This is a genomic window from Methylibium sp. (assembly GCF_965279545.1).
Classification (GTDB): Bacteria; Pseudomonadota; Gammaproteobacteria; order Burkholderiales; family Burkholderiaceae_C; genus Methylibium.
In genome coordinates this window covers 2,950,711-2,971,293 of the sequence record NZ_OZ257250.1, presented here as the reverse complement: position 1 = coordinate 2,971,293, position 20,583 = coordinate 2,950,711, and the positions used below count along the sequence as shown (strand labels likewise).

17 protein-coding genes are annotated in these 20,583 nt (G+C 70.3%); 12 read left to right on the top strand and 5 right to left on the bottom strand.

The genetic code is table 11. The features are described from left to right. Positions 1 to 28 precede the first annotated feature (28 nt). The 3 genes from folC to ACQY9S_RS13860 all read right to left on the bottom strand — a co-directional run bounded on the left by folC (position 29) and on the right by ACQY9S_RS13860 (position 4,409). Positions 29 to 1,372 carry a bifunctional tetrahydrofolate synthase/dihydrofolate synthase gene (gene folC, locus ACQY9S_RS13870; protein ID WP_428420310.1) on the bottom strand — a complete coding sequence of 448 codons (1,344 nt, stop codon included), beginning with the start codon at positions 1,370 to 1,372 and terminating at the stop codon, positions 29 to 31. Between the two features lie 26 nt (positions 1,373 to 1,398). After that, positions 1,399 to 3,084 carry a formate--tetrahydrofolate ligase gene (locus tag ACQY9S_RS13865; protein WP_428420309.1) on the bottom strand — a complete coding sequence of 562 codons (1,686 nt, stop codon included), beginning with the start codon at positions 3,082 to 3,084 and terminating at the stop codon, positions 1,399 to 1,401. Between the two features lie 62 nt (positions 3,085 to 3,146). After that, positions 3,147 to 4,409 (bottom strand): glycerate kinase type-2 family protein, encoded by a 1,263-nt coding sequence (locus tag ACQY9S_RS13860; RefSeq protein WP_428420307.1) that lies wholly within the window; start codon positions 4,407 to 4,409, stop codon positions 3,147 to 3,149. A gap of 295 nt (positions 4,410 to 4,704) precedes the next feature. Between ACQY9S_RS13860 and glyA the strand changes: the two genes are divergently transcribed. The 9 genes from glyA (at position 4,705) to ACQY9S_RS13815 (ending at position 16,283) form a co-directional block, all read left to right on the top strand. Then, positions 4,705 to 5,916: a serine hydroxymethyltransferase gene (gene glyA, locus ACQY9S_RS13855; RefSeq protein WP_428425754.1), complete on the top strand. Its 1,212-nt coding sequence runs from the start codon at positions 4,705 to 4,707 to the stop codon at positions 5,914 to 5,916. Between the two features lie 64 nt (positions 5,917 to 5,980). Then, positions 5,981 to 7,228, top strand: a complete 1,248-nt coding sequence (locus ACQY9S_RS13850; RefSeq protein ID WP_428420306.1) for an aminotransferase class V-fold PLP-dependent enzyme — start codon at positions 5,981 to 5,983, stop codon at positions 7,226 to 7,228. A gap of 163 nt (positions 7,229 to 7,391) precedes the next feature. Then, positions 7,392 to 8,342, top strand: a complete 951-nt coding sequence (locus ACQY9S_RS13845; protein ID WP_428420304.1) for a D-2-hydroxyacid dehydrogenase — start codon at positions 7,392 to 7,394, stop codon at positions 8,340 to 8,342. Positions 8,343 to 8,690: 348 nt separating this feature from the next. Next, complete coding sequence (locus ACQY9S_RS13840) at positions 8,691 to 9,551, top strand: NADP-dependent methylenetetrahydromethanopterin/methylenetetrahydrofolate dehydrogenase (protein ID WP_428420303.1); 861 nt, start codon at positions 8,691 to 8,693, stop codon at positions 9,549 to 9,551. A gap of 159 nt (positions 9,552 to 9,710) precedes the next feature. Further along, positions 9,711 to 10,337: a methenyltetrahydrofolate cyclohydrolase gene (fchA, locus tag ACQY9S_RS13835; protein WP_428420301.1), complete on the top strand. Its 627-nt coding sequence runs from the start codon at positions 9,711 to 9,713 to the stop codon at positions 10,335 to 10,337. A 46-nt stretch (positions 10,338 to 10,383) separates the two neighbouring features. Beyond that, positions 10,384 to 11,553 (top strand): malate--CoA ligase subunit beta, encoded by a 1,170-nt coding sequence (locus ACQY9S_RS13830; protein WP_428420299.1) that lies wholly within the window; start codon positions 10,384 to 10,386, stop codon positions 11,551 to 11,553. A gap of 32 nt (positions 11,554 to 11,585) precedes the next feature. Next, entirely contained in the window at positions 11,586 to 12,476 is an 891-nt protein-coding gene (sucD, locus tag ACQY9S_RS13825; protein WP_428420297.1) for a succinate--CoA ligase subunit alpha, read from the top strand. Then, positions 12,476 to 15,238 (top strand): phosphoenolpyruvate carboxylase, encoded by a 2,763-nt coding sequence (locus ACQY9S_RS13820; RefSeq protein ID WP_428420295.1) that lies wholly within the window; start codon positions 12,476 to 12,478, stop codon positions 15,236 to 15,238. The genes sucD and ACQY9S_RS13820 overlap by 1 nt, the downstream gene beginning before the upstream one ends. Before the next feature lie 61 nt (positions 15,239 to 15,299). Further along, a complete protein-coding gene (locus ACQY9S_RS13815) occupies positions 15,300 to 16,283 on the top strand; it encodes an HpcH/HpaI aldolase/citrate lyase family protein (protein WP_428420293.1) in 984 nt (327 codons plus the stop codon). A gap of 18 nt (positions 16,284 to 16,301) precedes the next feature. Here ACQY9S_RS13815 and ACQY9S_RS13810 read toward each other — a convergent pair whose 3' ends face one another. Then, positions 16,302 to 17,318, bottom strand: a complete 1,017-nt coding sequence (locus ACQY9S_RS13810; RefSeq protein ID WP_428420291.1) for a LysR family transcriptional regulator — start codon at positions 17,316 to 17,318, stop codon at positions 16,302 to 16,304. Positions 17,319 to 17,464: 146 nt separating this feature from the next. Between ACQY9S_RS13810 and ACQY9S_RS13805 the strand changes: the two genes are divergently transcribed. Then, entirely contained in the window at positions 17,465 to 17,731 is a 267-nt protein-coding gene (locus ACQY9S_RS13805) for a type II toxin-antitoxin system Phd/YefM family antitoxin (protein WP_428420289.1), read from the top strand. Further along, a complete protein-coding gene (locus ACQY9S_RS13800) occupies positions 17,728 to 18,150 on the top strand; it encodes a type II toxin-antitoxin system VapC family toxin (protein ID WP_428420287.1) in 423 nt (140 codons plus the stop codon). The genes ACQY9S_RS13805 and ACQY9S_RS13800 overlap by 4 nt, the downstream gene beginning before the upstream one ends. 199 nt (positions 18,151 to 18,349) lie before the next feature. On the opposite strand, the gene metK is transcribed toward ACQY9S_RS13800, so the two are convergent. Continuing rightward, positions 18,350 to 19,531, bottom strand: coding sequence for a methionine adenosyltransferase (metK, locus tag ACQY9S_RS13795; RefSeq protein WP_428420286.1), 1,182 nt, complete (start codon positions 19,529 to 19,531; stop codon positions 18,350 to 18,352). Between the two features lie 182 nt (positions 19,532 to 19,713). Between metK and ACQY9S_RS13790 the strand changes: the two genes are divergently transcribed. Next, positions 19,714 to 20,583 (top strand): lysophospholipid acyltransferase family protein, encoded by an 870-nt coding sequence (locus ACQY9S_RS13790; protein ID WP_428420285.1) that lies wholly within the window; start codon positions 19,714 to 19,716, stop codon positions 20,581 to 20,583.

The following is a 20,583-nucleotide window of genomic DNA, read 5'->3' as shown; positions in this document are numbered from 1 at the left end:
CAGGGGCGGTTGGATTCGGCCCGCACGCTCAGGAAAGCGCGGTCGCCTCGGCCTCGAGTTCGCGCAGCACCGCGGCGACGATCGCGAAGGAGCCGCAGACCAGCACGCGATCGTCCGGCCCGGCGGCGGCCAGGGCCTCGCGGTAGGCGTCGAGCGGCGAGGCGCCCAGGTGCACCGTGCGTTGCACCTGCGCGGCGTCGAGCGCCGCGGCCATGTCGGCGGTCGAGGCGCCGCGCCGCTCGGCGATGCCGGCGACGAACCAGGCGTCGACGCCACCCTGCAGCGCCTGCGCGGTGCCGGCGATGTCCTTGTCGCGCAGCATTGCGAACACCGCGAGCGTGCGGCCCGGTACCGGGTGCTGGCCCAGCGTCACCGCCAGCCGCTGCGCCGCATGCGGGTTGTGCGCCACGTCGAGCAGCACCTCGGGCACGCCGGCGCAGCGACGCCAGCGCTGGAAGCGGCCGATCAGCCGAACCTGCCGCAGGCCGCGGTGGATCTGCACGGCATCCACCGGCAGGGTGCGGGCCAACGACTCCAGCGCCATCAGGCAGGCGGCGGCGTTGTGCAACTGCACATCGCCGGCCAGCGCCGGCAGCGGCAGGCCGGTGAGCTCGCCGCTGCGGCGGCTCAGGGTCCAGGTGTCGCCGTCGCGGCGCAACCGGTAGTCGCGGCCGCTCTGCAGCAGGCGCGCGCCGACCCGCCTGGCCTCCTGCGCGATCGTGGCCGGCGGCTCGGGGTCGGCGCAGATCGCCGGCCGGCCGGCGCGGAACACGCCGGCCTTCTCGACCGCGATGCGCTCGCGCGTGGGCCCGAGGTAGTCGACATGGTCGATGCCGATGCTGGTGACGATGGCGCAGTCGGCGTCGAAGGCATTCACCGCGTCGAGCCGCCCGCCCAGGCCGACTTCGAGCACGGCCACGTCGAGGTCGGCCTCGGCGAACACGCACATCGCCGCCAGCGTGCCGAACTCGAAGGGCGTGAGCGGCGTGTGGCCGCGCGCGCCCTCGACCCGCGCGTAGGCGGCGCACAGCGCCGCGTCGCCGACGGGGGCGCCGTCGATGCGCACCCGCTCGTTGTAGCGCAGCAGGTGCGGTGAGCTGTAGACGCCGACGCGGTAGCCCGCGGCGCCCAGCACCGACGCCAGCAGCGCGCAGGTCGAGCCCTTGCCGTTGGTGCCGGCGACGGTGATCAGCGGGAAGCCGGGCTTCAGGCCCAGCGCGTCGCGCACCCGGGCCACCCGTTCCAGCCCCATGTCGATGGTCTGCGCGTGCAGCGCATCGGCGTGGGCCAGCCAGGCGGTGAGATCGGCGCCCTGGCGCGGGCGGCGCACGCGCGCCGGCGGCACGGCCTGCGGCCGCAAGGGAGCGAGCATGGCGGCGGCCTCGGGTCGCAGGCCGGTCAGAACAGGCCGACGACCTTGCCGTCGTCGCCGAGGTCGATCTTCTCGGCCGACGGGACCTTGGGCAGGCCCGGCATCGTCATCACGTCGCCGCACACCATCACGACGAACTCTGCACCAGCGGCCAGGCGCACCTCGCGGATGTCCAGCGTGTGGCCCGAGGGCGCGCCGCGCAGGTGGGGGTTGGTGGAGAACGAGTACTGCGTCTTCGCCACGCAGACCGGGTAGTGGCCGTAGCCGGCGTCCTGCAGCTTCTTGATCTCGGCGGCCACCTTGGCGCTGGCGGTGACCTTGGCCGCGCCGTAGATCTTGGTCGCGATCGCGGTGATCTTGTCCATCAGCGGCAGCGACTCGTCGTAGACGAACTTGAAGCCCGCGGCGCCGCTCTGGCCCTTCTCGACGATCTCGACCACCGCGCGCGCCACGTCCTCGGCGCCCTTGCCGCCTTCGGCCCAGTGGCGCGCCACGATCACCGGCACCTCGTGCTTCGCCATGCGGTCCTGCAGCAGCTTCAGCTCGGCCGGCGTGTCGAAGCTGAAGTTGTTGATCGACACCACGCAGGGCAGGCCGTAGTGCTCGCGGATGTTGGCGACGTGGCGCTCGATGTTGGCGATGCCCTTCTCCAGCGCCTCGAGGTTCTCGATGTTGAGCTCCTTCACGTCGACGCCGCCATGGAACTTGAGCGCGCGGATGGTGGCCACCAGCACCACCGCGTCCGGGCGCAGGCCCGACTTGCGGCACTTGATGTCGATGAACTTCTCGGCCCCCAGGTCGGCGCCGAAGCCGGCCTCGGTGACCACGTAGTCGGCCAGCTTCAGGCTGGTCTGGGTGGCGATCACGGAGTTGCAGCCGTGGGCGATGTTGGCGAACGGGCCGCCGTGCAGGATGGCCGGGTTGTTCTCCAGCGTCTGCACCAGGTTGGGCTTGAGCGCGTCCTTCAGCAGCACGGTCATCGCGCCGTGCGCCTTCAGGTCGCGCGCGGTCACGGGCTTTTGCTGGCGGGTGTAGCCGATGACGATGTTGCCCAGCCGCTCCTTCAGGTCCTTGAGCGAGGTCGCGAGGCAGAAGATCGCCATCACCTCGGAGGCCACCACGATGTCGAAGCCGTCCTGGCGCGGGTAGCCGTTGCCGGGACCGCCGAGCGAGCAGGTGATGTCGCGCAGCGCACGGTCGTTCATGTCGACCACGCGCTTCCAGGTGATGCGCCGCACGTCGATGTCGAGCTCGTTGCCGTGGTGGATGTGGTTGTCGATCATCGCGGCCAGCAGGTTGTTGGCCAGCGCGATCGCGCTGAAGTCGCCGGTGAAGTGCAGGTTGATGTCCTCCATCGGCACCACCTGCGCATGGCCGCCGCCGGCCGCACCGCCCTTCATGCCGAACACCGGCCCGAGCGAGGGCTCGCGCAGGCACACCAGCGCCTTCTTGCCGATGCGGTTGAGCGCATCGCCCAGGCCCACGGTGGTGGTGGTCTTGCCTTCGCCGGCCGGCGTCGGGCTGATCGCGGTGACGAGGATCAGCTTGCCGTTCGGCCGGCCCTTCAGCGTTTCGATGTAGTCCAGCGAGAGCTTGGCCTTGTAGTGGCCGTAGGGCTCCAGGTGCTTGTCGGCGATGCCGAGCTTGTCGCCGGCCACCTGGGTGATGCGCTGCAGCGTGGCTTTCTGGGCGATTTCGATGTCGGAGGCCATCTTGTCTCTCTCGTCTGGTGCGGGTGGGATGGAAGGAAAGGGGAGGCGCGCCTGTCGTCGCGTCACTCGATCAGGATCGCGCGGAAGTCGTTCACGTTGGTCATCGTCGGGCCGGTCATCACCAGGTCGCCGAGCGCCGAGAAGTAGCTGTAGCCGTCGTTGTTGGCCAGGAAGGCCGGTGCGTGCAGGCCCAGCGCACGCGCGCGCGCCAGCGTGTCGGGGGCGAGCAGGGCGCCGGCGTTGTCCTCGGTGCCGTCGATGCCGTCGGTGTCGCAGGCGATCGCGTGCATGCGCGGGTGGCCGTCGAGCGCGACCGCCAGCGCCAACAGGAACTCGGCATTGCGCCCGCCGCGGCCTTTGCCGCGCACGGTGACCGTGCCCTCGCCGCCCGACAGCAGCACGCAGGGCGCCGCCACCGGCTGGCCGTGGCCGGCCACCTGGCGTGCGATGCCGGCATGCACCAACGCCATCTCGCGCGCCTCGCCTTCGAGCGCACTGCCCAGGATCAGCGGCGCGATGCCGGCCGCGCGCGCGACGCCGGCCGCGGCTTCGAGCGACATCTGCGGCGTCGCCACCATCACCTGGCGGGCGCGGGCCAGGCGCGGATCGCCCGGCTTCGGCGTCTCGTCGTGACCGCGGCGGATGTGATCGAGTGCCGCCTTCGGTTCCGTGATCGCATATTTGGCGAGGATGGCCAGCGCGTCGGCGCAGGTCGTCGCGTCGGCCACGGTCGGGCCGGAGGCGATCACCGAGGGGTCGTCGCCCGGCACGTCGGAGATCGTCAGCGTCAGCACCGCGGCTGGCGCGCAGGCGGCGGCCAGGCGCCCGCCCTTGATGGCCGACAGGTGCTTGCGCACGCAGTTCATCTCGGTGATGTTGGCGCCCGACTTCAGCAGCGCACGGTTCACCGCCTGCTTGTCCTCCAGCGTCAGGCCCTCGGCCGGTAGCGCCAGCAGCGAGGAGCCGCCGCCGGAGATCAGGCAGATCACCAGGTCGTCCTCGTGCAGGCCCTGCACCCGCTGCAGCATGCGGCCCGCGGCCGCGCGGCCGGCGGCGTCGGGCACCGGGTGCGCGGCCTCGACCACTTCGATGTGCCGCGTCGGAACGCGGTGGCCGTAGCGCGTGACCACCATGCCCGACAGCTCGCCGGGCCACTGCGCCTCCAGCGCCTGGGCCATCGACGCGGCGGCCTTGCCGGCACCGATCACCAGCGTGCGGCCACGCGGCGGCGACGGCAGGTGAGCCCCCAGGCAGCGCGCAGGCGCGGCCGCCGCGACCGCGGCATCGAACATCCGGCGAAGCAGGGCGGAACCCGTGGAAGCCATCTCTTGGTGCGACCCGTGCGGTCGGCGATTGCGGTGCGGCGATATCGCCAGACCCACATCGGCCCGGCGGCTGCGGACGATCTTAGGCGCGGTGTGCGATGCCGGTCATTGGTCTTTCTGGGCCGGTTCGCCAAAAAGACTAATGGGTCATTTCGGCGACCCGCTCCTAGACTTTCTTCACGGTCAGCCGCGGCCTCCAAAGTCGCAGTCGGCCTCCGATTCAACCCGTCTGGAGCCCACCGTGTTCGATCCTTCCCTGCGCATTGCCGACACCGATCCCGAGCTGTGGACTGCGATGCAGAACGAGCTGCAACGCCAGGAAGACCACGTCGAGCTGATCGCCTCCGAGAACTACGTCAGCCCCAGCGTGATGCGAGTGCAGGGCTCGGTGCTGACGAACAAGTACGCCGAGGGTTATCCCGGCAAGCGCTACTACGGCGGCTGCGAGCACGTCGACGTCGCCGAGCAGCTGGCGATCGATCGCGCGAAGGCCTTGTTCGGCGCCGAATATGCAAACGTACAGCCACATTCAGGCTCGCAGGCCAATGCCGCCGTCTACATGGCGATGCTGCAGCCCGGCGACACCCTCCTCGGCATGTCGCTGGCCCATGGCGGCCACCTGACGCACGGCGCCAGCGTCAGCTTCAGCGGCAAGCTCTACAAGGCGGTGTCCTATGGCCTGGAGCCGGAAACCGAGACCATCGACTACGCCCAGGTCGCCGAGCTGGCCCAGGAGCACAAGCCGAAGATGATCGTCGCCGGCGCGTCGGCGTACTCGATGGTGATCGACTGGCAGCGCCTGCGCGACATCGCCGACCGCCACGGCGCCTACCTGCTGGTCGACATGGCGCACTACGCCGGCCTGATCGCCGCGGGCGAATACCCCAGCCCGGTCGGCATCGCGCACTTCGTCACCTCGACCACCCACAAGACCCTGCGCGGCCCGCGCGGCGGCCTGATCCTGTCGAGCGCCGAGTTCGAGAAGCCGCTCAACTCGATGATCTTCCCCGGCATCCAGGGCGGCCCGCTGATGCACGTGATCGCCGCCAAGGCGCTGGCCTTCAAGGAGGCCGCTTCGCCGGCGTTCAAGACCTACCAGCAGGAGGTCAAGTCCAACGCCAAGGCGATGGCGAAGACGCTCACCGAGCGCGGCCTGCGCATCGTCTCGGGCGGCACCGAGAGCCACGTGTTCCTGCTCGACCTGCGCGCCAAGAAGATCACCGGCAAGGCCGCCGAGGCCGTGCTCGGCCGCGCGCACATGACCGTGAACAAGAACGCGATCCCCAACGACCCCGAGAAGCCCTTCGTCACCAGCGGCATCCGCATCGGCGCCCCGGCGATGACGACGCGCGGCTTCGGCACGACCGAAGCCACCGCGATCGCGAACCTGATGGCCGACGTGCTGGAGGCACCCGAAAACGATGCCGTCATCGCGCGCGTCGCCGCCGAGGTCACGGCGCTGTGCCGGCGATTCCCGGTCTATGGCGCCGACGTCCACGGCCTCTGACCGCGCGCACCCGCACTGTCCCCCTTCAACCGATTTCGATCCACAGCAACAGAGGAGACTCCCCATGGCTGGCCGCAATTTCCTGTTCGTTCCCGGACCCACCAACGTGCCCGAGCGCGTGCAGCGCGCGATGGTCGTGTCGATGGAAGACCATCGCTCGTCCAAGTTCCCCGACCTGACCAAGAGCGTGCTCGAGGACCTGAAGGCGGTCTTCAAGACCACCACCGGCACGCCGATCATCTTCCCCGCCACCGGCACCGGTGGCTGGGAAGCGGCGCTGACCAACACGCTGTCGCCCGGCGACCTGGTGCTGGCCTCGCGCTTCGGGCAGTTCAGCCACCTGTGGATCGACATGATCACGCGCCTGGGCTTCCAGGTCGAGACGGTCGAGTGCGAGTGGGGCGAGGGCGTGCCGGTCGAGCGCTACGCCGAGATCCTGAAGCAGGACAAGGAACACAAGATCAAGGCCGTGGTGGCCACGCACAACGAGACCGCCACCGGCGTGACCAGCGACATCGCCGGCGTGCGCAAGGCCCTCGATGACGCCAAGCACCCGGCGCTGCTGCTGGTCGACGCGGTCAGCTCGCTGGGCAGCATCGACTTCCGCATGGACGACTGGGGCGTCGACATCTGCGTCAGCGGCTCGCAGAAGGGCCTGATGCTGCCGGCCGGCCTGGGCATCGTGTGCGCCAGCGAGAAGGCGCTGAAGGCGCGCGAGACCTCGACCGCGCCGCGCTGCTTCTTCGACTTCGGCGACATGATCAAGGCCAACGCCACCGGCTACTTCCCGTACACGCCGGCGCTGCCGATGCTCTACGGCCTGCGCGAATCGCTGACGATGATCAAGGAAGAGGGCCTGGAGAACATCTTCTGGCGCCACACCTACCTGGCCTCCGGCGTGCGCGCCGCGGTGCTCGACGGCTGGAAGCTCGGCCTGTGCGCCAAGGCGCCGAAGTGGTACTCCGACACCGTGTCGGCGATCGTCGTGCCCGAGGGCATCAACGGTGCGCACGTGATCGACGTGGCCTTCCGCCGCTACAACCTGTCGCTGGGCGCCGGCCTGAGCAAGGTCGCCGGCAAGGTGTTCCGCATCGGCCACCTGGGCGACCTGAACGAGCTGATGGTGCTGGGCGCGCTGGCCGGCGCCGAGATGGCGATGCTCGACGTGGGCATCGAGGTCGAGCCGGGCTCGGGCGTCGCCGCGGCGCAGAAGTACTTCCGCACCCACGACAACGTGCCGAAGAAGAAGGTGTCGCGCAGCGAGGTGGTCTACGCTTCGCAGTCGATGGGGTCGACCGAAGGCGCGCATTGACGACCACCCCCGTTGTGGATGACGCCCACCCCCGTTGCGCCAGCGGCGCTCCCCCTCCAGGGGGCGCCGCTGGCGGACCGGCGGAGCCGGATCCGCGGCGGCCGCGCGGCAGGGCGGTGGTTGGTGTGGATGGGTTGTTGCGAAGAACGATGGAGACGCTGACATGAGCCATTCCGTGGTGTTCCTGGACCGTGAATCGCTGAAGGCGAAGGTTCGCAAGCCGGCGCAGGCCGAGCGCTACGTGGAGCACGCCAAGACCTCGGTCGACGAGGTGGTGACGAAGCTGCAGGGCGCGACCGTGGCGATCACGAACAAGGTGCCGCTGCGCGCCGAGACGCTGAAGCAACTGCCGCAACTCAAGATGATCGCCGTGGCCGCCACCGGCTACGACGTCATCGACGTGCCCTACTGCAAGGAGCACGGCATCGCGGTCGCCAACATCCGCAACTACGCGGTGCACACGGTGCCGGAGCATGCCTTCGCGCTGATCCTGGCGCTGCGCCGCAACATCCTGGCCTACCGGCAGGACGTGGAGGCCGGCGTGTGGCAGAAGTCGGACCAGTTCTGCTTCTTCACGCACGACATCGGCGACCTGCACGGCGCCACGCTGGGCCTCGTCGGCGAGGGCGCGATCGGGCAGGGCACCGCGGCCATCGCGCGCGGCTTCGGCATGAAGGTGATCTTCGCCGACCACGAGCCGCCGAAGATGCCGGGCGTCGAGTTCACGCCCTTCGAGCAGGTGCTCGCCCAGAGCGACGTGATCTCGCTGCACTGCCCGCTGACGCCGTCGACGCGCAACCTCATCGGCCTCGAGGAAATGCGCCGCATGAAGCGCAATGCGCTGCTGATCAACACCTCGCGCGGCGGCCTGGTCGACGAGGCGGCGCTGATCCAGGCGCTGAACGAAGGCCTGATCGCCGGCGCCGGCTTCGACGTGCTCACCACCGAGCCGCCGAAGAACGGCCACCCGCTGCTGGACGTGCGGCGCCCGAACTTCATCCTCACCCCGCACGTGGCCTGGGCCTCGGACGGCGCGATGCAGTTCCTGGCCGACCAGCTGATCGACAACATCGACCTGTGGGCGGCCGGCAAGCCGCAGCACCTCGTGACCTGAGCAATGGGTGATTTCCGCATTCGTGAGGCTGGAGCGAGCAACGCCGTAGGCGGCTGGCAGCGCTCGTGGTGGTCGATGAAGTCAGCTGGCGTGTCCTGCGAAGCCGCTGGCAGGCGGTGGGCGCAGCGCCTCTGCGGTGCCGAGCAGCGCAGCGGGAGCGGGCGGCGCGCTTGCGCGCTGACCCCGCATGTCTGAGCGGTGTACTCGCCGCGAGTTTGCGGGGTCACCCGCGGACGCGAGCAGCGCAGGGGAGTCGCTGCGCAGCGGCGACCATCGCAGTGAAGCGGAGCACGCCGCCTGCCAGCGGCTTCGTCAACTCGAGAGCAACGCACGAATGAGAACCCGACCATGAAGAAGCTGCTCTATCAATTCGACACCGACCCGCACCCGGCGGTGTTCGACAACGTCGTCGCCTACGACGGCGGCGCGGACCACGTGACGGCCTATGGCGGCATCACGCCGGCCAACGTGGGCGGGCTCGTCGATGGCACGATCTTCACGCGCGCGCCGAAGGACAAGAAGAACACCGCGATCTTCGTCGGCGGCTCCAACATGGCCGAGGGCGAGGCGCTGTTCAAGGCGGTGCGCAAGAAGTTCTTTGCCAACTTCCGCGTCTCGGTGATGCTCGACAGCAACGGCTCGAACACCACCGCGGCGGCCGGCGTGGCCTGGCTGGCGCACGGCCGCTCGCTGGCCGGCAAGCGCGCCGTGGTGCTGGCCGGCACCGGGCCGGTGGGCCAACGCGCCGCGCTGATGCTGGCGAAGGAAGGCGCGCGCGTGGCGATCACCAGCCGCTCGCGCGAGCGGGCGCAGGCGGCGGCGCAGGCCATCGCCGAGCGCTTCAAGATCGAGGTCGACGCGATCGAGGCGACCGACAACGCCGCCCGGGCGCGCGCCATCGAAGGCGCGAACCTGGTGTTCGCCACCGGCGCGGCCGGCGTCGCGCTGCTCGACGAGGCCGCGTGGAAGGACCATGCGCAGCTCGAGCTGCTGTCGGACGCCAACGCCACGCCCACGCTGGGCATCGAGGGCATCGACATGATGGACAAGGGCGCACAGCGCCACGGCAAGACGGTGTTCGGCGCCATCGGCTTCGGTGCGCTGAAGATCGCGCTGCACCGCGCCTGCATCGCCAGGATGTTCGAGCAGCAGGACCTGGTGCTCGATGGCGAGGAGATCTATGCCATTGCAAAAACGATGGTGGGGTAGATGCGCCATGCCACAGCCCACCGGCCCGACTCGCCTTCTCCCTTTCCCTGTGGGAGAGGGCCGGGGTGAGGGCCGCTCGGGCCGGCTGCACCGCCGCCCCCTCACCCCCGCCCTCTCCCCGGAGGGGCGAGGGAGTCACAGCTCCGAGATGAACCCACGATGATCCAGCAACTCAGCACCGAAGCCTTCCTCGACGCACTGGCCAGCGGCAACGCCACACCGGGCGGCGGCAGCGCTGCCGCGATCATGGGCGCGATGGGCGCCGCGTTGGTGTCGATGGTGGCCAACCTGACCATCGGCAAGAAGGGCTACGAGGCCGTCGACGCCGAGATGCGCCAGCTGCTGGCCGAGTCCAAGGCGCTGCGTGCGCGCCTGGCCGGCATGGTGGCCGAGGACGTGGCGGCCTTCGATTCGCTGATGGCCGCCTACAAGCTGCCGAAGGCGAGCGACGACGAGAAGGCCGCGCGCAGCGCCGCCATCCAGGCCGGTCTGAAGCTCGCCACCGAGGCGCCGCTGGCCTGTGCGCGCGCCTGCGCCGAGGCGGTGCGACTGACCGAGCGCGCCGTCGCGCACGGCAACCTCAATGTCATCAGCGATGTCGGCGTCGGCGTGCTCGCGGCCTGGGCTGCGCTGCGCAGCGCCGCGCTCAACGTGCACATCAACGCGCCGCAGATCAAGGACCGCGCCTGGGCCGACCGCGCGCTGACCGAGCTGCAGGCCCTGCTCACCGAGTGCGGGCCGCTCGCCGAACGCGTGCACGACGCCGTCAAGGGCAAGCTCGGCTGAAGCCGGGCCGCCACCGCATTCCACAGATCCCACAGGAGACCCGACGATGGACATCCATGAATACCAGGCCAAGGAGCTGCTCGCCGGCTTCGGCGTGCCGGTGCCGCGCGGCAGCGTGGCCTACAGCGCCGACCAGGCCGTCTACGCCGCCACCGAGCTGGGCGGTTGGCACTGGGCGGTGAAGGCGCAGATCCACTCCGGCGGCCGCGGCAAGGCCGGCGGCGTGAAGCTGTGCCGCACCTACCAGGAGGTCGCCACGGCCGCGAAGGGCATGCTCGGCGCGACGCTGGTCACCCACCAGACCGGCCCGGCCGGCAAGGTGGTGAACCGGCTTTACGTCGAGCAGGCCGAGCCCTTCGAGCGCGAGCTCTACCTGGGCTTCGTGCTCGACCGCAAGATCGAACGCATCCGCGTCATCGCGTCGGCCAACGGCGGCATGGAGATCGAGGAGATCGCACACGACCAGCCCGAGTCGATCCTGCAGATCGAGGTCGAGCCGGCGGTCGGCCTGCAGTCCTTCCAGGCGCGCGAGATCGCCTTCGGCCTGGGCCTGAACATCAAGCAGGTGAACCAGGCGGTCACGGCCATCATGGGCTGCTACCGCGCCTTCCGCGACCTCGATGCGACGATGGTCGAGATCAACCCGCTGGTCGTCACCAAGGACGACCGCGTGCTGGCGCTCGATGCGAAGATGAGCTTCGACGACAACGCGCTGTTCCGCCGCCGCCAGATCGCCGAGATGCGCGACGTGGCCGAGGAGGATCCGCGCGAGGCCACCGCCAACCAGCACGGCCTGAACTACGTGGGCCTGGCCGGCGACATCGGCTGCATCATCAACGGCGCCGGCCTGGCGATGGCGACGATGGACATGATCAAGTACGCCGGCGGCGAGCCCGCGAACTTCCTCGACGTCGGTGGCGGCGCCTCGCCCGAGCGCGTCGGTCAGGCCTTCAACCTGGTGCTGTCGGACCGCAACGTCAAGGCCATCCTGGTCAACATCTTCGCCGGCATCAACCGCTGCGACTGGGTCGCGCAGGGCGTGGTGCAGGCCGCCAAGGGCCTGCGCGTGCCGCTGATCGTGCGGCTGGCCGGCACCAACGTGGAGGAGGGCCAGAAGATCGTGCGCGAGTGCGGCCTGCCCATCATCACCGCCGACTCGCTGGCCGAAGCCGCGCAGAAGGCTGTGGCCGCCGCGCGCGACCACCAGCCTGCCTGAGCCCACCCTACACAGAAGAGAGCGAGACACCCATGAGCATCCTGATCGACGAGAAGACCCGCGTCATCGTGCAGGGCTTCACCGGCGACAAGGCGACCTTCCACGCGAAGGAGATGATCGCCTACGGCACCAACGTGGTCGGCGGCGTGACGCCCGGCAAGGGCGGCCAGCGCCACCTGGAGCGCCCGGTGTTCAACACCGTCAAGGAAGCGGTCCACGCCACCGGCGCCGAGGCCAGCCTGCTGTTCGTGCCGCCGCCGTTCGCCGCCGACGCACTGATGGAAGCGGCCGACGCCGGCCTGAAGCTGGTGTGCATCATCACCGACGGCATCCCGGCCCAGGACATGATGCGCGTCAAGCGCTACCTGCGCCGCTACGCGAAGGACCAGCGCACCACCATCGTCGGCCCCAACTGCGCCGGCATCATCAGCGCCGGCAAGGCCATGCTGGGCATCATGCCGGGCAACATCTACCAGCGCGGCAACGTCGGCATCGTGTCGCGCTCCGGCACGCTGGGTTACGAGGCCGCCGCGCAGATGAAGGCGCTGGGCATCGGCGTGACCACCAGCGTGGGCATCGGCGGCGACCCGATCAATGGCAGCTCCTTCCTCGACCACCTCGAGCGCTTCGAGCAGGACCCCGAGACCCAGGCCGTCATCATGATCGGCGAGATCGGCGGCCCGCAGGAGGCCGAGGCCTCGGCCTGGGTCAAGGCGAACATGAGCAAGCCGGTGGTCGGCTACGTGGCCGGCCTGACGGCACCGAAGGGCCGCCGCATGGGCCACGCAGGCGCCATCATCTCGGCGGTCGGTGACACGGCGGCCGAGAAGGCCGAGATCATGCGCTCCTACGGCCTGCTGGTGTCGCCGAGCGCGGCCGAGCTGGGCAAGACGGTCGGGCAGGCGCTCACCCGCGTGCAGTGATGCCCCTGCCCTCCCGACCCGACCTCGCCGACCCCGACGAGTCGGCCGCCGGCACGGAGCGCGCCGACTCGCTGGCGCGCTCGGAGCTGCTGCGCGCCGCGCTGCTCGGCGTCATCGAGCGCTACGAGCCCGACGTGGCGCGCGTGCTGCGCGGCGCGGCGCCGCAGGAGCGCCTGTCCACGCGCCTGCTGGCCCGCACGATCCAGGCGCAGGCGATCTGGTTCCAGCTGCTCGCCATCGCCGAGCAGAACCGCGACATGCGGCGCCGTCGCGAGGTCGAGCGCCAGCGCGGCCACGCGCAGGTGCGCGGCACCTTCGCGCACGTGTTCCACACCGCCGTCGAGGCCGGGCTCGATGCGAAGCAGATCCGCGAGGCGCTGTGCAGCCTGCGCATCCGCCCGGTCATCACCGCGCACCCGACCGAGGCCAAGCGCGTGACGGTGCTCGAACGCCACCGCCGCATCTACCTGCGCCTGTTCGACCTGGAGTCGCCGCGCTGGACCGACCGCGAGCGCGAGGACCTGACCCGCGCGATCAGCGACGAGGTCGAGCTGCTGTGGCTCACCGGCGAGTTGAAGCTCGACAAGCCCACGGTCGACCAGGAAGTGGCCTGGGGCCTGTACTTCTTCGACGAGAACCTGTTCGACGTCGTGCCGCAGCTCTACGGCCGCATCGAGGCCGCGTTCGCGAAGCAGTTCCCCGGCGAGACGCTGGAGTTGCCGGTGGTGTTCGGCTTCGGTTCGTGGATCGGCGGCGACCGCGACGGCAACCCCTTCGTGACCAGCGCGGTCACGCGCCACACGCTGTGGCAGATGCGCCTGGCGAGCCTGCGCCGCTACCGCAGCCGGCTGGCCGACCTGGCGCGCAACCTCAGCATCAGCGAGCGGGCCGCCGCGTTGCCGGAGGACTTCCGCACCGCCGTCGCCGTGGCGCTGGCCGCGCTGCCCGACGGCGCCGGCGTGGCCGCGCGCAACCCCGGCGAGTTGTTCCGGCAGTTCATCGCCGGCATGCTGGCGCGGCTCGACGCGACGATCGCGCGCAACGGCGAGCCGCCCGAGCCGGCCGACGCCGCGCGCGATGCGCCAACTTACGAACACGCCGACCAGCTGATCGGCGACATCGAGCTGATGCACCGCGCGCTGCTCGAGACCGGCGCCCAGCCGCTCGCCAAGACCTTCCTCGCGCCGCTGCTGCGCGAGGTGCGCACCTTCCGCTTCGCGACGGTGCGGCTCGACATCCGCGAGAACACCCTCCGCATCAACGCCACGCTCGGCGAGCTCTACCGCGCCGCCCGCGGCGGCGAGCCGCCGCCCAGTGACAGTGCCGAGTGGAAGGACTGGCTGCTGACCGAGCTGGCCGCGCCGCGCCGCGCCGGCGATGCGCCGCTCGCCACCGCCGGCCTCACGCCCGAGGCGCAGGAGACGCTGGCGACCTTCCGCACCGTCGCCGAGATGCGCGACCGCGTCGACCGCGAGGCCTTCGGCACGCTGATCCTCAGCATGACCCACAGCGCCACCGACGTGCTGGGCGTCTACCTGCTGGCCAAGCACGCCGGGCTGTTCAACGACGCGCAGGCGGTGGAGCGCTGCACGCTGCCGGTGGTGCCGCTGCTCGAGACCATTCCCGACCTGCGTCGCGCGCCGGCCATCCTGAAGGAGCTGCTCGCGGTGCCGCTGGTGCAGCGCTCGCTGCGCCTGCACGGCAACGTGCAGGAGGTGATGATCGGCTACTCCGACTCCAACAAGGACGGCGGCTACTTCACCGCCAACTGGGAGCTGAGCAAGGCGCAGGCGACGATGACGCGGCTGGGCGAGGAGCTCGGCGTCAAGATCGCCTTCTTCCATGGCCGCGGCGGCTCGGTGAGCCGCGGCGGCGCACCCACCGGGCGCGCGATCGCGGCGCTGCCCGCGGGCTCGATCCGCGGTGGCTTCCGCAGCACCGAGCAGGGCGAGGTGGTGTCTTACAAGTACGCCAACCGCGGCACGGCGCACTACCAGGTGGAGCTGCTCGCGTCGTCGGTGCTGCAGCACGTGCTGCTGTCGGAGCGCGAGGCGGCGCTGGTGCCCAAGCACGAGTTCGACGAGGCGATGGAGGCGATCTCCGGCGTGTCGTGGACGGCCTACCGCCAGCTGATGGAGTCGGAGCACCTGCTCGCCTACCTGCAGGGCTCCAGCCCGCTGGAGGAACTGGCCATGCTCAACATCGGCTCGCGGCCGGCACGGCGCACGCAGGCCCGCACGCTGGCCGACCTGCGCGCGATCCCCTGGGTGTTCGCGTGGACGCAGAACCGCCACATGCTGACCGGCTGGTACGGGCTGGGCAGCGGGCTGGCGGCCTTCGCCGAGGTGCGCAAGGCGCGCGGCCTGGACCTGCTGCAGCGCATGTTCCACGAGGGCCGGCTGTTCCGCACCGTGATCGACGAGGTCGAGAAGACGCTGCTGACGGTCGACCTCGACATCGCGCGCGAGTTCGCCGGCCTGGTGGCCGACCCGGCGGTGCGCGAGCCGATCTTCCAGGCCCTCGAGCGCGAGTACCGCCTGACCTGCGAGATGGTGCTGAAGGTGTCGGGCGGCAGCGAGGTCGCCGAACGCTTCCCGCAGCTGCGCCGCCGGCTGGCGCGCCGGCTGCAGACCATGAACCAGGTCAGCCGTGAGCAGGTGCAGCTGCTGCGCGCGCTGCGCGACGGCGGCGACGACGACGTGCGCACCGCCTTCCTGCTGTCGATCAACTGCGCGGCCGCCGGCCTGGGTGCCACCGGCTGACGGGCCGGGCGAGCCGCCGCGTCTTCTTCTCCCCATCTTCCACCATCGAGGACTTGCTGCCATGAGCTTCACCATCATCGACCAGGCCACGCCGCGCCTGCACCGCTCCGAGCTGGCCGTGCCGGGCACCAACACGGCGATGTTCGAGAAGGCCGCCGCGTCGGCCGCCGACATCGTCTTCCTCGACCTCGAGGACGCGGTGGCACCCGACGACAAGCCGCAGGCGCGCAAGAACATCATCCAGGGCCTCAACGAGGTGGACTGGGGCACCAAGACGATGATGATCCGCATCAACGGCCTCGACACCCACTACATGTACCGCGACGTGGTCGACATCGTCGAGGCCTGCCCGCGGCTCGACATGATCCTGATCCCGAAGGCCGGCGTCGCCGCCGACGTGTACGCGATCGACATGCTGGTCACGCAGATCGAGGGCGCCAAGGGCCGCAGCAAGCGCATCGGCTTCGAGGTGCTGATCGAGACGGCGCTCGGCATGGCCAACGTCGAGGCGATCGCGCAGTCGAGCCGGCGGCTGGAGGCGATGAGCTTCGGCGTGGCCGACTACGCCGCGTCGACGCGCGCCCGCACCACGGTGATCGGCGGCGTCAACAAGGACTCGGTGGTGCTGACCGACAAGGACGAGCAGGGCCACCGCCAGGCGTTCTGGACCGACCCCTGGCACGCCGCGCAGACCCGCATGATGGTGGCCTGCCGCGCCTACGGCCTGCGCCCGATCGACGGCCCGTTCGGCGACTTCGGCGACCCGGACGGCTTCAAGGCCGCCGCCAACCGCGCCGCGGTGCTGGGCTACGAGGGCAAGTGGGCGATCCACCCGTCGCAGATCGAGCTGGCCAACGGCGTGTTCACGCCGTCCGAGGCCGAGGTGAGCAAGGCACGCCGCATCCTCGAGGCGATGGCGCAGGCCGCGAAGGAAGGCCGCGGCGCGGTCTCGCTCGACGGCCGCCTGATCGACATCGCCAGCATCCGCATGGCCGAGGCGCTGCTCGCGAAGGCCGATTCGATCAGCGCGGCGGCCAAGGGCTGAAGCGGCGGGACTCGACCCTCAGGCCGCGCTGCGCGCCGCCGGCTCGGCGACGACGGCAGCCGCCGTGGGCTCGGCCGGCGCTGCGGCCCCCGCGCCCTTGCGCCGCATCTGATCGAGCCGCCAGTGGATCCAGGCCTGGCCGTGCACGCGCAGGAACTGCTCGAAGGCGGCCGCCGCGGCCGGCACCGGCCGGCCGGCGAGGTGCATCACGTGCCAGTCGCGCTCGATCGGGTGGTCGGCCATCGGCAGTAGCGCCAGCAGGCCGGTCTCCAGCTCCAGCACGCAAGCGTGCAGCGACAGGAAGGCCACGCCGAAGCCGGCCGCGCACATCTGCTTGATCGCCTCGTTGCTCGACATCTCGGAGCCGATGGCGAGCGTCACGCCGGCGTCCTTGAACAGCTGCTCGACCGTCGTGCGCGTGCCCGAGCCGCGCTCGCGCACCAGCAGGTTGGCCTGGTTCAGCGCGGCCAGGCCGAGCCTGGACCCCGTCATCAGCGGGTGCGAGGGCGCGGCGACGAAGGCCATCGGGTGCTTCGCGAACGCGGCGGAAATGGTCTTCAGCTCCGACGGCGGGCGGCCCATGATCGCCAGGTCGATGTCCTGGCTGGCGAGCTGGTTCACGACGTCGGCGCGGTTGCCGATCTGCAGCTTCACCTTGACCTGCGGGTGCTCGCGCACGAACTCCAGCAGCAGCGGCGGCAGCAGGTACTCGGCGGTGGTCACTGCGCCGATGCGCAGCAGGCCGGCGATGTCGCCGCAGTGCGCGGCCATCGCGTCGCCGGCCTCGCCCCACAGGTCGAGGATGCGGCTGGCGTAGCCGGCCAGCAGCTCGCCGGCCTCGGTGAGCTTCACGCCGCGCGCACCGCGGCGCAGCAGCGGCGTGCCGGCGGCGTCTTCCAGGATGCCGAGCTGGATCGACACCGCCGGCTGCGTGAGGTGCATCTCGTCGGCCGCGCGCGACACGCTGCCCAGCCGCGCGACCGCGTTGAACGCGGCGAGCTGGCGGAAGGTGGCGTTGCGAAGGGGGCTGCTCATCGGTGACGTCGAATTGGCGTGCGAGCCTACGCCACTGCGCGAGCCGATTCCTGTTCTGCTCAACCGAATCGCCTGGGCAAGAAATGGCGAGACTCCCTGCAATAGGTCCATAATTCTCTATATTTATTGATATTAAAGGTCCACATATGCGGATTGCCATCCACGAATTGAAGTCAGGTTTGTCGCGCTACGTGGCACAGGCGAGGGCCGGCGACGTCATCGAGATCACCTCGCACGACAAGCCCGTTGCCCGGCTCGTGGGCGTGCCCGCCACGTCCTATGGCGGCCTTGGCCGGCTGATGGCCAGTGGCGCCACCCTGTGGCGCGGTGGCAAACCGGTGTTGCAGGCCCCCGTCGAACTGGGCGCTCAAGGCCGGACGGTCGGCCAGATCGTGCTGGAGGACCGGCGTTGATCCTGTTCTGCGACACCTCGGCCCTCGTGAAGCTCTACGTACTGGAAGAAGGCAGCGACGCGACCCTGCGGCAGGCCGAGGGCTGTGACGCCATCGCGGTCTGTCGCATCGCGTTCGTCGAACTCATGTCGGCCCTGGCGCGCCGTGCGCGCGAGCAGCCGCAGGACCAGCAGGCCATCGAGCGGGCGCGGCAGCGCTTCGTCGCAGACTGGCCGGACTACCTCTCGCTCGAGGTCACTCAAGAACTGGTCGAGCTTGCCGGCGACCACGCCGACACCTTTGCGCTGCGGGCCTACGACAGCGTGCAACTGGCGGCGGTGCACCTGCTGCACCGGGAGGTGCCGGGGGAAGTGCAGTTCGCGTGCTTCGACAGCCGCCTGGCGAAGGCGGCGAGGGCGCTGGGGATCGGGTCGGTTTGAGGAGGCCGGTCGCGGCGGCCTGGACGGGCCGGCCGCAGCATCCGCAGTCGCCGCGGCCTGAACGGCCGCAGCATCCGGTCAGCGGCTTCGCCGAGGATTCTTCTGGCTGCGGCACGGGCCCGGAGGCCCTTCACTTCGCTGGCGCGAAGTGAGCCTGCGCCGGAAGACCGGCAAACCGCGCGCGTTGCGCGCGGCGGCCTTACCGGCCGGCTGCGGCGCGGAGCGCCGCAGCTTTGTCGGTCTTCTCCCAGCTGAACTCGGGCTCTTCGCGCCCAAAGTGTCCGTAGGCCGCGGTCTTTTCGTAGATCGGGCGCAGCAGGTCGAGCATCTGGATGATGCCCTTGGGACGCAGGTCGAAGTGCTCGGTCACCAGTGCGGCGATCCGCTCGTCGGAGATCACGCCGGTGCCTTCGGTGTAGACCGTCACGTTCATCGGGTGCGCCACGCCGATGGCGTAGGCCACCTGGATCTGGCACTGCTTGGCCAGGCCCGCGGCGACGATGTTCTTGGCCACGTAGCGCGCGGCGTAGGCGGCCGAACGGTCGACCTTGGTCGGGTCCTTGCCGCTGAACGCGCCGCCGCCGTGCGGGCAGGCGCCGCCGTAGGTGTCGACGATGATCTTGCGGCCCGTGAGGCCGCAGTCGCCCTGCGGCCCGCCGATGACGAAGCGCCCGGTCGGGTTGATCAGGTACTTGGTGTTCTTCAGCCACTCCGCGGGGCAAACCGGCTTGATGATCTCCTCGATGATCGCCTCGGTGAACGAGGCCTTCATCTTCGTCTGCGTCTCGCTCTGGTCGGGGCTGTGCTGGGTGGACAGCACCACGGTGTCGATGCTGTGCGGCTTGCCGTCCACGTAGCGCATCGTCACCTGGCTCTTCGCGTCGGGACGCAGGAAGGGCAGGCGGCCGTCCTTGCGCAGCTGGGCCTGGCGCTCCACCAGCCGGTGCGCGTAGTAGATCGGCGCGGGCATCAGCTCGGGCGTCTCGTCGCAGGCGTAGCCGAACATCAGGCCCTGGTCGCCGGCGCCGGTGTTCAGGTGGTCGTCGGACGCATGGTCCACGCCCTGGGCGATGTCGTTGCTCTGCTTGTCGTAGGCCACCAGCACCGCGCAGCCCTTGTAGTCGATGCCGTACTCGGTGTTGTCGTAGCCGATGCGTTTGATGGTGTCGCGCGCGACCTGGATGTAGTCGACGTGCGCGTTGGTGGTGATCTCGCCGGCCAGCACCACGAGGCCGGTGTTGGTCAGCGTCTCGGCGGCCACGCGCGAGCGCGGGTCCTGCGTGAAGATCGCGTCGAGGATCGCGTCCGAGATCTGGTCGGCCACCTTGTCGGGGTGACCTTCCGAAACGGACTCTGAGGTGAAAAGGAAGTCGTTCGCCACTCTTAAACTCCATCAATCAAGTTGCAACTCGCGTTGCCGGCCTGGTTGGGAGGAGCGGCGAACGCTTTAGCGGTTTGTTGAGTCCTTCGACCCGGCAGCCGCCAGCCCGGGTCAGGCTGGATCTGCAATCGCCCCGCAAGTAGTTCCGTAACTCGGCGACCCCACAATTCTAACGAACCCCGATGAGTCGCTTCCTGACGTCCCTGATGCGTGTGATGGCACGCTGGCCGCTGTGGCTGCTGCACGGCATCGGCGCCCCGATCGGCTGGCTGGTCTATGCCGCTTCGCCCACCTACCGCCGGCGCTTCCGCGCCAACGCGGCGCGGGCCGGCGTGCCGTGGCCCGAGGCGCGCCGCGCCGTCGCCGAGGCCGGCCGCCTGCTCACCGAGCTGCCGCCGCTGTGGCTGCGCCCGCCCGAGGCCGCGCTGCCGGTGGCCGTGCAGTGGCAGGGCGGCGCGCTGATCGAGCGGGCCCAGGCCGCCGGCCGCGGGCTGGTGATGCTGACGCCGCACCTCGGCTGCTTCGAGGTCGTGGGCCAGTCGTATGCCGAACGTTACGGTGCCGGCCGCGGCGCGATGACGGTGCTGTACCGCCCCGCGCGCAAGCCCTGGCTGCGCCCGCTGGTCGAGGCCGCCCGCCGTCGGCCCGGGCTCGACGCGGCGCCGGCCACGCTGGGCGGCGTGCGCCAGATGATCCGCGCGCTCAAGCGCGGCGAGGTCGTCGGCCTGCTGCCCGACCAGGTGCCGCCCGAAGGCTTGGGCGTGTGGGCGCCGTTCTTCGGCCAGTCGGCCTACACCATGACGCTCGCCGCGCGCCTGGTGCAGCAGACCGGTGCCGCGCTGTTGCTCATCTGGGGCGAGCGCCTGCCCGGCGGTGCCGGCTACCGCGTGCGCGTCAGCGAACTCGGCGAGCCGCTGCCCACCGACCCGGCCGCGGCCGCGGCCACGATCAACCGCGCGATGGAAAGCCTGATCCGCCAGTGCCCGCAGCAGTATTTGTGGGGCTACCACCGCTACAAGCAACCCCGCGCCGCCACGCCCGGCGCTGACTGA

What these genes read in the sequence shown, in the direction of transcription:
- folC (WP_428420310.1), bottom strand. Translation starts at nt 1,372, where the DNA reads ATGCTCGCTCCCTTGCGGCCGCAGGCCGTGCCGCCGGCGCGCGTGCGC.
- ACQY9S_RS13865 (WP_428420309.1), bottom strand. Translation starts at nt 3,084, where the DNA reads ATGGCCTCCGACATCGAAATCGCCCAGAAAGCCACGCTGCAGCGCATC.
- ACQY9S_RS13860 (WP_428420307.1), bottom strand. Translation starts at nt 4,409, where the DNA reads ATGGCTTCCACGGGTTCCGCCCTGCTTCGCCGGATGTTCGATGCCGCG.
- glyA (WP_428425754.1), top strand. Translation starts at nt 4,705, where the DNA reads ATGCAGAACGAGCTGCAACGCCAGGAAGACCACGTCGAGCTGATCGCC.
- ACQY9S_RS13850 (WP_428420306.1), top strand. Translation starts at nt 5,981, where the DNA reads ATGGCTGGCCGCAATTTCCTGTTCGTTCCCGGACCCACCAACGTGCCC.
- ACQY9S_RS13845 (WP_428420304.1), top strand. Translation starts at nt 7,392, where the DNA reads ATGAGCCATTCCGTGGTGTTCCTGGACCGTGAATCGCTGAAGGCGAAG.
- ACQY9S_RS13840 (WP_428420303.1), top strand. Translation starts at nt 8,691, where the DNA reads ATGAAGAAGCTGCTCTATCAATTCGACACCGACCCGCACCCGGCGGTG.
- fchA (WP_428420301.1), top strand. Translation starts at nt 9,711, where the DNA reads ATGATCCAGCAACTCAGCACCGAAGCCTTCCTCGACGCACTGGCCAGC.
- ACQY9S_RS13830 (WP_428420299.1), top strand. Translation starts at nt 10,384, where the DNA reads ATGGACATCCATGAATACCAGGCCAAGGAGCTGCTCGCCGGCTTCGGC.
- sucD (WP_428420297.1), top strand. Translation starts at nt 11,586, where the DNA reads ATGAGCATCCTGATCGACGAGAAGACCCGCGTCATCGTGCAGGGCTTC.
- ACQY9S_RS13820 (WP_428420295.1), top strand. Translation starts at nt 12,476, where the DNA reads ATGCCCCTGCCCTCCCGACCCGACCTCGCCGACCCCGACGAGTCGGCC.
- ACQY9S_RS13815 (WP_428420293.1), top strand. Translation starts at nt 15,300, where the DNA reads ATGAGCTTCACCATCATCGACCAGGCCACGCCGCGCCTGCACCGCTCC.
- ACQY9S_RS13810 (WP_428420291.1), bottom strand. Translation starts at nt 17,318, where the DNA reads ATGAGCAGCCCCCTTCGCAACGCCACCTTCCGCCAGCTCGCCGCGTTC.
- ACQY9S_RS13805 (WP_428420289.1), top strand. Translation starts at nt 17,465, where the DNA reads ATGCGGATTGCCATCCACGAATTGAAGTCAGGTTTGTCGCGCTACGTG.
- ACQY9S_RS13790 (WP_428420285.1), top strand. Translation starts at nt 19,714, where the DNA reads ATGAGTCGCTTCCTGACGTCCCTGATGCGTGTGATGGCACGCTGGCCG.